Raw genomic sequence first — 10031 nt, 5'->3', positions numbered from 1 at the left:
TGCGCACCGACGTAATACCGACGTTTTACCGACGCGATACCGACAGGGCACAGATGGGGTTATTCGGCGGCCATCACCGACGCATCGCCAAGCCGTTTCAGGATCGCCTCGGCACAGTCGCGCCCGTCGCGAATGGCCCAGACGACGAGGCTCGCGCCCCGCACGATGTCGCCCACCGCATAGACGCCGTCGAGGTCGGTTGCGCCCGTGGTGAACGCCGCCTTGATCGTGCCCCAGCGTGTCACCGGCAGCTCCGGCTGGTCCCAGAGCGTGGGCAGCGCTTCGGGCTCAAAGCCCAGCGCCATGATCACCAGATCGGCGTCTTCCACGTAATCCGCGCCGTCGATCACCTCGGGGGCCTGCCGCCCGGTCGCATCCGGCGCGCCGAGGCGCATCTTCTGCACCATCACCCCGGTGACCGGATCGCCGACAAAGCCTTTGGGCGCCGAGAGCCACTCGAAGATCACGCCTTCTTCCTCGGCATTCTGCACCTCGCGCTGCGAACCCGGCATATTCGCGCGGTCGCGACGATAGAGGCATTTCACGCTGGTCGCGCCCTGCCGCACCGAGGTGCGCACACAGTCCATCGCGGTATCGCCACCACCGATCACCACGACGCGCTTGCCTTCCGCATTCAGCGCCCCGGAATCGAACTCCGGCACCGCATCGCCAAAGCTCTTGCGGTTCGAGGCGGTCAGGAAATCAATCGCCCGCACAAGGCCGGTCGCCCCCACACCCGGCGCCTCGATTTCCCTTGATTTATAGACACCTGTGGCAATGATCACCGCGTCGTGACGGCTCCGCAGCTCGTCAAAGCTGATGTCCTCGCCGACGTTGGTATTCAGCTCGAAGGTCACGCCGCCCTGCTCCAACTGGTCGTTGCGGCGCATAACCACGTCTTTCTCCAGCTTGAAGCCCGGAATGCCGTAGGTCAGCAGCCCGCCCGCGCGGTCATAGCGGTCATAGACGGTGACCTGTACACCTGCACGGCGCAGCACGTCGGCTGCCGCCAGCCCGCCGGGGCCCGCGCCGATGATGCCCACGCTCTCGCTGCGCTCGGCCCGCGGCGCGATCGGCTGGACCCAGCCCTGCTCCCAAGCGGTGTCGGTGATGTATTTCTCCACCGCCCCGATGGTCACGGTGCCATGGCCGGATTTCTCAATAACGCAATTGCCTTCGCACAGGCGGTCCTGCGGGCAAATTCGGCCGCAGATTTCCGGAAACGTGTTGGTCGCCTGACTGACCTCATAGGCCTCCTGCAAACGGCCTTCCGCGGTCAGCTTCAGCCAGTCGGGAATGTTGTTGTGCAGCGGGCAATGGCTCTGACAGTAGGGCACACCACACTGGCTGCAGCGGCTCGACTGCTCCTGCGCCTTGGCTTCGGCGTACTCGGCATAAATCTCATTGAAGTCTTCACGGCGTACATCTGCGGCACGCTTCTCAGGCATGTCACGTTCGACGGTCACGAATTTCAACATAGGTTGCTCAGCCACGGCCTGCTTCCTCCACCAAAGTCCCGGAACCGCACGCATACGCGAACTCAAACAGGAAATAAAGTCAGTAGTACTTACCTATGTGACGTTATTTTGGCGCAATCCAGCGCAAAAGAGGCCAAGCTATCGGAAATTTAATTCCGATTCGGACCTTTTTTGAGGCTTTTCATTTGATTCCCTGACCTTATACCACAAAGGCGCAGCTCCAACCCGGTCCGATTTCCATGACACTTTTCAATCTGTTCCTCGTTGCCGCGATCCAGGGTCTGACCGAGTTCCTGCCGGTCAGCTCGTCGGGCCACCTCGTGCTGCTTCCGACCGTGACCGGCGGGCCGGACCAGGGCCTTGCCATCGACGTGGCCGTCCACGTGGGCACGCTCTTCGCCGTCGTGCTCTACTTCTGGGCAGACGTGAAGATCGCCCTCGCCGGAAGCCTGCGGCTGATGCACGGGCGGGTCGATACCCAGGGCGCCTTCCTCGCGCTCTGCCTTCTGATTGCGACCATCCCGGTGGTCATCGCGGGCGCCGCCATCAAGCTCTCCGGGCTTGACGAGATGCTGCGCTCGGTCGCCGTGATCGGCTGGACCATGCTGGGCTTCGGGCTGGTGCTCTACTGGGCTGATAAGACCGGCGCCCACACCCGCGCGGCGGAGGAGTGGCGGCTCAAGGACGCGTTGAGCATGGGGCTCGCGCAGGTGCTCGCACTGATCCCCGGCACCTCGCGGTCCGGCATCACGATCACCGCCGCCCGCAAACTCGGGTATGATCGCGAAAGCGCGGCCAAGCTGGCCATGCTGATGTCGATCCCCACCATCGCCGCATCGGGCCTGCTGCTGGGTCTCGATGTGGTGCAGGAGGCGAACTGGGCCGTCGCCCGCGACGGGCTCATCGCCGCCGCCTTCGCCTTCGTCGCGGCACTGGTCGCACTCGTTCTGATGATGCGGCTTCTGCGCAGCGTCAGCTTCACGCCCTACGTGATTTACCGGGTGATCCTGGGCGTCGTGCTGCTGGTCTATGCCTACAGCTAGGTGCGCAGGTTCTTGGCCGACTCCTTGATGGCATCATACTGCCCGGAGGGGCGGAACCGCCACAGGTAATCCGGCAGTACAGAAGCCATCGTCACAGGCGTGATCCCCAAATCCGCAAAGCCCTTCGCATCTTCGCTGACCACATTGTCATTGGCCAGGTTGCGCACCTGATCGCGCGTGATCATCCCGTTTGTGATCAGCCCGAAGGTCACCGCCTGCAGCATATCGAAGCCGAACGCCATGATCCGGGCCGCAAAGAACGGCACATTCATCACCAGCCGACGGCGGTGGATCACTGCCAACATCTGCTGCATGAGCTCCCGGAAGGTGGCCACCTCAGGCCCGCCGAGTTCATAGATGCCAGGATCGACCGTGCCCGTCAGCGCCAGCTCCGCCGCCTTCGCCACATCGTCCACATAGACCGGTTGGAACCGGGTTTCGGCGCCCACGACGGGCAGCACCGGACCCAGACGGCTCATGGATGCAAAGCGATTGAAGAACTGATCCTCCGGCCCAAAAACAATGGACGGCCGCAGGATCACAGCGCCCGGCATATGGGCCAGAACGCCAGCCTCGCCTTCCGCCTTTGTCCGCGCATAGTCGCTCGCGGCCTCGGCATCAGCGCCATTGGCCGACACATGCACAAGCCGGTCAACCTGCTCTTCCGCAGCAATCCGCGCGACACGTTCGGCGCCGTCTGCCTGAACCGCGTCGAACTGGTTCTTACCGACCTCGGCCAGAATGCCCACGCAGTTCACAACCGCATCCGCGCCCGACATGACCGCGCGGACCGAGGCATCGTCGCGGATGTTGCAGAGCACCGGCTCGACCTGGCCGACAACGCCGTAGGGCTTCACGAAGATCGCCTCGTTTGGGCGGCGGACAGCGACACGCACGCGCCAGCCCGCCTTGGCCATGCGCCGCGCGATATAGCGGCCGACAAAGCCGGAACCCCCATAGATTGTCACCAGTTTCGACATAAGCGCCTCGCTGCTTCCTCTCCCTCAGGATGTACTCCCGCACCGGCAGTGAAACAAGGTGCAAATCCGCGCAGCACAACTCGCGCCAATATCGTTCAGGCGCACCACCTGAAATCCGCCAGATTCCGTTTGACACCTTTCAGACATGGGCTTAAACGCAGGCTCCACGACACCTGCCCAGGTGGCGGAATGGTAGACGCGCTAGCTTCAGGTGCTAGTGTCCGTATGGACGTGGAGGTTCGAGTCCTCTCCTGGGCACCATATTTGAATTTCCAGCAAAATTTTCCGCTAATGAATTGAGCGGAAACGCTAATTTTGGTGTTCGAGGCCCCTCGTTTCAGTGGTAGTGCAGGGGGCTGTAAGGACTGGTTTGAGGATAGCTCGGCGAAGTTCGAAGCTACCATTTTCGTTTTTTTCCAAGTACTTACGACGACTTTGAGGGTGTGTTCGAGCGCCTCCTCGAATGGCCAGCAAGGTTCCCCCTGATTTTGCAATTTTTCTTCGGGCGCGGCCTTGTTGAGCTCCAGTTCGTTGGTGGTAGCGACGATCTTGTCGAGAATCTCCTCTGACTTCCGGGCGGTGGCGTTGATCTGCTTTTGGAGTTCTTTGCGTCCCTGCTCGGCGCTTTCGACCTGCTGGTCCCAAGCCTTGCGGAACATCGTTCTGGCAAGCGCAAAGGCAGGCTTCGTCGGCGTGATGTTCTGCAGCAGCTCTTCAAACTCACCCTCCAACTTGTCTCGGGCAATCGACTTGCCGTAGCTAGCGCATGTTCTTTCGTCTGGCAAACGTAGTAAGCGTACTTTTCGGCCTGGGTACCAAAGCGCCTTCCCGCATAGCCATTTGGTGCTTCCTCGATAACACTCGCCAGCGGCTCATCGCGTACAAACAGTTTGCCGTGTGATCCGTCTTTCGCATAAGCGCGACTTCGAACACCAGCTGCGCGGGGATGACCACCAGTAGGAAAGGGCTGGCGCTTTTCCTTTGCGCTGCACCCCGGCTCGCGCTGAAGTCGCCCACCTTTGGATGCGGTTCAGGAGCTCTCAACTCCGCTCAGAGCACCAAGTCCCGCCAAGTCCACCCGCGGATACTCAAGCAACAACTGCCGCACGTGACCACGGCAGGTTTGCCCGGGCCATGGCTCGGGAAAGAGGTGATCCGGCAGGGCAGGGACCTTCAGGACAATCCTCCGCCAGCCGTGAACGACCAGCACCCTCAACACCGCTATGTCCCTGACCGAGACCGCCCGGGTCTCCTCCATCAACCGGACGCAGCGGTCGAGGCGCTCGGCGAAGGCTATGGCCTGTGCCAGCGTCTCCCGTGGGCAGATTTTCTCGCGCATCCACTCCGGTAGGCGGATGTTGGGGCTCAGCGAGGTCGTGAAGGCATTGCCCGAGACAGGATCTGCTGCCGAGATCAGCGTGTTTGGCATCACCCAGACGCCTTCCGGGAAAGTCTTGTCACCCATACGGTCGAAAACGCTCAGATAAGCCTCCGCGCTTGGGCGCGCGGTTCCGTAGATGCGTGGAGTCGCCGCGATGGATTGCTGCAACCCCGTCTCTGTCAGTTGGTGAAAGCTCCCACGACCGCTGCGGCGGCTCTCGATCCAACCGTCTTTTCGCAGCCGGTGCAGAGCGACCCGCAGCGCAGCGGGTTTGACGCCGATGGCATCGCCTAGACTGCTGAGCGCGCGGCCAGAGACCTGCGCACCGGGTGCTTGGGCCAGATCGCCAAACACGGTGACGAGCAGCGACCAAACAGGTGGCAAGGTCTCCTCGGTCAGACAACGGACCAGATCTTGATGGAGCGGTTGGCTCATGGGCTCCTTCTAGGGCGTCGCGGGCAGCGCTCCAAGGGGTCAGGATGTATAAGCGTTCATGGTCAGCAGATCGTATTCGGCGACCAGGTCGTCGTCTTGATTGGTGAGCGTCACATGCCAGCGTATTTCACCATAGTCGTCGTTGCGCCGGGTCTTTTTCTTCACGGTCAGGCGCACCTTGAGGCTGTCTCCGGCCTCGACCGGCTTCATGAAGCGCAGGTTGTCGAGCCCAGTGTTGGCCAGCACCGGGCCCTCGGAAGGCTCCACGAAGAGTCCGGCGGCAAAGCTGATCAGCAGATAGCCATGGGCAACCCGACCGGGGAAGAACGGGTTCCGTTTCGCGGCGGCGTCATCCATATGGGCATAGAAGGTATCACCCGTAAAATGGGCGAAGGTTTCGATGTCGTCGAGCGTGACCTGCCGCGCGGCACTGTGCAGCGTCTCGCCGATGGACAGGTCGTCGAAGCCGCGCATGAAAGGATGCGCGGGGCCTTCGCTCTCGGTCGCGCCCGGAACCCACTGGCCCGTGACCGCTGTGAGAATGTCGGGGCTGCCCTGTACGGCGGTGCGTTGCATATAATGCATCACGCCGCGCACGCCGCCCATCTCCTCTCCGCCGCCCGCACGGCCCGGACCGCCATGCACCATATGCGGCAGGGGGGAGCCGTGGCCGGTGCTCTCCCCCATTGAGTCGCGATTGTTGACATAAAGACGTCCGTGGAAGGCGCCCGTGCCCAGGGCCACGTGACGGGCGACTTCGGGGTCGTGGGTGATGACCGAGGCGACCAACGAGCCCTGCCCACGGTTCACGAGTGTGATGGCGTGGTCGAGGTCGCGGTACCCCATGAGGGTCGATACCGGCCCGAAGGCTTCGGTTGCATGCACATGGGTCGCGTTGTCGGGATCAGCACAGTGGAAGAGCATCGGCGGCAAAAAGGCACCCCCCTGAGTGTCGGCACCGGTCACCTCGAAGCTTTGTGGGTCACCGAAGATGCGCTCGGCTTCAGTGCCAATGAGCCCCACCTTGTCGAGCACATCCTGCTTCTGTGCGTTGGACACCAATGCGCCCATGCGCGTGCCTTCAGCCTTCGGGTCACCAATCACCGTTTTCGCCAGCCGGGCGGAGAGCGCATCTGTCACAGCGTCAATCTGTGCCTCAGGGACAAAGATACGGCGAATGGCGGTGCATTTCTGACCTGCCTTCGTCGTCATCTCGCGCTGCACTTCCTTGATGAAGAGATCGAACTCCGGCGTGCCTGGGGCCGCGTCCGGGCCGAGGATCGAGGCGTTGAGGCTGTCCTGTTCTGCAATGAAACGGATCGAATTCTGCAACAGGTGGGGTGCGGAGCGCAGCTTGAGCGCCGTGTCGGCGGAGCCGGTGAAACTGACCACATCCTGGTGCGTCAGATGATTCAGCATATCGCCTAAACCTCCCGCGACCAATTGCAGCGCGCCCTCGGGCAGCAGCCCGCTCTCGAGCATGATCTGCACCGCGCATTCGGTCACATAGCAGGTGGCTGTGGCCGGTTTCACGATGGCCGGCACGCCGGCCAGAAGCGCGGGTGCAAGTTTCTCCAGCATGCCCCAGACCGGGAAGTTGAAGGCATTGATATGCACCGCGACGCCACGCAGGGGCGTGCAGATGTGCTGGCCCAGGAAGCTGCCGTTGCGCGAGAGCTGCTCGACCGCGCCGTCGAGGTAGACATGCGCGTCCGGCATCTCGCGGCGGCCTTTCGAGGCGAAGACGAACATGGTGCCGATGCCGCCGTCGATGTCGATCAGATGATCGGATTGGGTGGCGCCGGTGCAAAAGCTGAGATCGTAAAGCTCCTGCTTGTGCGCGTTCAGATGCGCCGCCAGCGCCTTGAGCAGCCGCGCCCGGTCGTGAAAGGTGAGCTTGCGCAGGTTCGGGCCGCCCACACCGCGTGCATGGTCGAGCATGGCCTGTACGTCCAGCGCGTGGTTTCCCGCCCGCGCCATCACTCTCCCGGTGACCGCATTCTCGATTACCCGGGCGCCATCATCGGGGGCGATCCACTGACCCGCGGCAAAGCTTTTCACGTCGATCAGGGTCATCGTGGCCTCCGGATTTTCTCAACTTCATATTTATTGACCAACCGGTCGGTTTATGCAAGATGCTCGGAAAATATGATTGGACAGAGCCCATGACACTTACTCCGAAAGAGCGGGCAGAACGGTCCGCTCAGGCGATGTGGGCGCCGGATCGCGCGTCGCACTGGATGGGCATGGCGCTGCACGAGGTGGATGAGGGGACAGCGACGCTGAGCCTCGAGGTTCAGCCGCATCACTGCAACGGGCATGGGATGTGTCATGGCGGCGTCACCTTTGCGCTCGCCGACAGCGCTTTTGCTTTTGCCTGCAACAGCCGGAACAGGACCACGGTCGCGCAGCAAAACAGCATCACCTATGTCGCCCCGGCGCATCAGGGTGACACGCTGACCGCCCGGGCCGAGGAACGGGCTCTCAACGGACGCAGCGGCATCTACGACGTGCAGGTGACCAATCAGACAGGCGCCGTGATCGCCGAGTTTCGCGGGTTGTCGCGGCAGATTAAGGGTCGGCTGTTCGATGAGACCGGAGAGGATGCGTCGTGAAGGATCTCACCCCCCGGCCAGAAGAGCTTGACCCGATCGAGATTGCCTCGGTTGATGAAATCCGACAGGTGCAGCTGGAGCGCCTGACATGGTCGCTGCGCCACGCCTATGAGAATGTGCCGATGTATCGCGCGCGTTTTGATGCGGCTGGGGTGCATCCGGACGACCTGAACGATCTGTCGGATCTCGCGCGGTTTCCCTTCACGCAGAAGGACGATTTGCGGGCCAACTATCCCTTCGGCATGTTCGCCGTTCCAAAGGAACAGATCATCCGTGTGCACGCCTCCTCGGGCACCACGGGCAAACCGACGGTGGTGGGCTATACCGCGAAAGACATCGACACATGGGCGATTGTCATGGCGCGGTCGCTGCGCGCCTCGGGGCTGCGCGCCGGTGATACCGTGCACAACGCCTATGGCTACGGACTCTTCACCGGGGGCCTCGGCGCACACTACGGGATCGAGAAGCTGGGCGCGATGGTGGTTCCGATGAGCGGCGGGCAGACCGAGAAACAGATCGGCCTGATCACGGACTTCGAGCCGAAAGGCATCCTCGTCACACCGTCTTACATGCTGAACATTCTGGAGGCGTTCCGGGCCGCGGGCCGTGATCCGCGCGAGACCTCGCTGCAGGTTGGGGTCTTCGGGGCCGAACCCTGGACCAACGCGCTGCGTCAGGAGGTGGAGCAGGCCTTCGACATGCATGCCGTCGACATCTACGGGCTATCGGAAATCATTGGCCCAGGCGTCGCCAATGAATGCGTCGAGACGAAGGACGGGCTGCACATCTGGGAGGATCACTTCTATCCCGAAATCATCGACCCGGAGACGGGTGAGGTGCTGGAGGACGGGCAGGAAGGCGAGCTGGTGTTCACCACACTGACCAAGGAAGGTATGCCGATGATCCGCTATCGCACCCGCGATCTGACGCGATTGCGCCCCGGCTCTGCACGCTCAATGCGGCGTATGGACAAGATCACAGGACGCTCGGACGACATGATCATCCTGCGCGGTGTGAATGTCTTCCCGACCCAGATCGAGGAGCAGGTTATGGCGACTGAGGGCCTCGCCCCGCATTTCCAGATCGAACTCGTAAAGGACGGGCCGATGGATGCGATGCGCGTACTGGTCGAGGCGGACGGTGGCGCTTTGGAGCTTGGGACCGCGCTGCGAAAGCGCATCAAGGCTGTGGTTGGCGTCTCGACCGAGGTCGTGGTCGGCGCTCCGGGCTCGGTCGCGCGGTCGCAGGGCAAGGCTGTGCGGGTGATCGACAAGCGCGGGGGCTGAGGGCATGGCGCGGACCATCGCCAAGGATCACGATCAGAAACGAACGCATATCCTCAAGACGGCGGCGCGTGTTTTTGCGAATGCGGGTTTTGCGCGCGCGTCCATGTCGCAGATCGCGACCGCCTGCGGGATCTCGAAGGCCAACATTTATCATTATTACGATAGTAAGGATGCGTTACTTTTCGACATCCTCGACACGTACTTGTCAGAGCTGCGTGACCGGCTGTGCGGTCTCGACATGTCGGCCGCGGCGCCGGAGGACCGCGTGGTGTATTTCGTACGAGAGGCCTTGCTGGCCTATGAGGGAATGGACGCAGAACACAAGATCCAGTCGGAAGGTCTGCCGTTGCTTTCCTCAGAACAGCAGGAGGTCTTGAAAGCCTACCAGCGCGAGATGGTGCGGCGCCTCTCCGACACGCTGCGGGAGATTGCGCCGGCGGCGTTTGAGGGAGACGGGAGCCGGTTGCGCAGCGCCACCATGTCGGTCTTCGGGATGATCAATTGGTTCTACATGTGGAACCCGGGCGCAGACCGTGCCGCGCGGGAAGACTATGCGCGGCTGGTCGCGAGCATGTCGGTGAACGGGGTGCGCGGGTTGGACACTCAATCCGACTCGCTTTGAGGCCGGTCTGCCCCGCGCGGATCTAAAGGGCAGCGGTCGGCATGCCTCGCCCGATGGCACCACCCGAGAGCGATTTGGCGACCTTGCAGGTCATACGACTGTGGCCTTTCTGGAGATCACCCGTGTTATGCAGTTGTTTCAAACACACCCTTGGTCAGTCGAGGCTCTCAACGCGTTTCCCTACCTTAAAT

General features: G+C 62.2%; 8 protein-coding genes and 1 tRNA gene. 5 read left to right on the top strand and 4 right to left on the bottom strand.

Annotation, left to right across the window (positions count from 1 at the left end):
• Positions 1-59: 59 nt before the first annotated feature.
• A complete protein-coding gene (locus tag Q1A71_RS05975) occupies positions 60-1493 on the bottom strand; it encodes an NAD(P)-dependent oxidoreductase (protein WP_299672988.1) in 1434 nt (477 codons plus the stop codon).
• Between the two features lie 224 nt (positions 1494-1717).
• On the opposite strand from Q1A71_RS05975, the gene Q1A71_RS05970 reads away from it, so the two are divergent.
• A complete protein-coding gene (locus tag Q1A71_RS05970; protein ID WP_299672984.1) occupies positions 1718-2521 on the top strand; it encodes an undecaprenyl-diphosphate phosphatase in 804 nt (267 codons plus the stop codon).
• On the opposite strand, the gene Q1A71_RS05965 is transcribed toward Q1A71_RS05970, so the two are convergent.
• Positions 2518-3501, bottom strand: a complete 984-nt coding sequence (locus Q1A71_RS05965) for a complex I NDUFA9 subunit family protein (RefSeq protein WP_299672981.1) — start codon at positions 3499-3501, stop codon at positions 2518-2520. The two genes, Q1A71_RS05970 and Q1A71_RS05965, sit on opposite strands and share 4 nt — an antisense overlap.
• 175 nt (positions 3502-3676) lie before the next feature.
• Between Q1A71_RS05965 and Q1A71_RS05960 the strand changes: the two genes are divergently transcribed.
• A tRNA-Leu gene (locus Q1A71_RS05960) sits at positions 3677-3762 on the top strand.
• Positions 3763-4531: 769 nt separating this feature from the next.
• Here Q1A71_RS05960 and Q1A71_RS05955 read toward each other — a convergent pair.
• Positions 4532-5317, bottom strand: coding sequence for a PaaX family transcriptional regulator C-terminal domain-containing protein (locus Q1A71_RS05955; protein ID WP_299672978.1), 786 nt, complete (start codon positions 5315-5317; stop codon positions 4532-4534).
• 39 nt (positions 5318-5356) lie between these two features.
• Positions 5357-7393 carry a phenylacetic acid degradation bifunctional protein PaaZ gene (gene paaZ, locus Q1A71_RS05950; RefSeq protein WP_299672976.1) on the bottom strand — a complete coding sequence of 679 codons (2037 nt, stop codon included), beginning with the start codon at positions 7391-7393 and terminating at the stop codon, positions 5357-5359.
• 89 nt (positions 7394-7482) lie between these two features.
• Between paaZ and paaI the strand changes: the two genes are divergently transcribed.
• From paaI to Q1A71_RS05935, 3 genes are read left to right on the top strand one after another with little or no spacing between them, the layout of a single operon-like run.
• Complete coding sequence (gene paaI / locus Q1A71_RS05945) at positions 7483-7932, top strand: hydroxyphenylacetyl-CoA thioesterase PaaI (RefSeq protein ID WP_299672974.1); 450 nt, start codon at positions 7483-7485, stop codon at positions 7930-7932.
• Positions 7929-9218, top strand: coding sequence for a phenylacetate--CoA ligase PaaK (paaK, locus tag Q1A71_RS05940; RefSeq protein WP_299672972.1), 1290 nt, complete (start codon positions 7929-7931; stop codon positions 9216-9218). Before paaI ends, paaK begins: the two co-directional genes overlap by 4 nt.
• 4 nt (positions 9219-9222) lie before the next feature.
• Positions 9223-9840: a TetR/AcrR family transcriptional regulator gene (locus tag Q1A71_RS05935; RefSeq protein ID WP_299672969.1), complete on the top strand. Its 618-nt coding sequence runs from the start codon at positions 9223-9225 to the stop codon at positions 9838-9840.
• Positions 9841-10031 lie beyond the last annotated feature (191 nt).

The organism is uncultured Roseobacter sp., from assembly GCF_947493125.1.
Classification (GTDB): domain Bacteria; phylum Pseudomonadota; class Alphaproteobacteria; order Rhodobacterales; family Rhodobacteraceae; genus Roseobacter.
Note: the sequence above shows the minus strand (reverse complement) of the source record. Positions and strands in the feature narration are given on the sequence as shown.

Coding starts and splice junctions, on each gene's coding strand:
- Q1A71_RS05970 (WP_299672984.1), top strand. CDS start 1,718: ATGACACTTTTCAATCTGTTCCTCGTTGCCGCGATCCAGGGTCTGACC.
- Q1A71_RS05965 (WP_299672981.1), bottom strand. CDS start 3,501: ATGTCGAAACTGGTGACAATCTATGGGGGTTCCGGCTTTGTCGGCCGC.
- Q1A71_RS05955 (WP_299672978.1), bottom strand. CDS start 5,317: ATGAGCCAACCGCTCCATCAAGATCTGGTCCGTTGTCTGACCGAGGAG.
- paaZ (WP_299672976.1), bottom strand. CDS start 7,393: ATGACCCTGATCGACGTGAAAAGCTTTGCCGCGGGTCAGTGGATCGCC.
- paaI (WP_299672974.1), top strand. CDS start 7,483: ATGACACTTACTCCGAAAGAGCGGGCAGAACGGTCCGCTCAGGCGATG.
- Q1A71_RS05935 (WP_299672969.1), top strand. CDS start 9,223: ATGGCGCGGACCATCGCCAAGGATCACGATCAGAAACGAACGCATATC.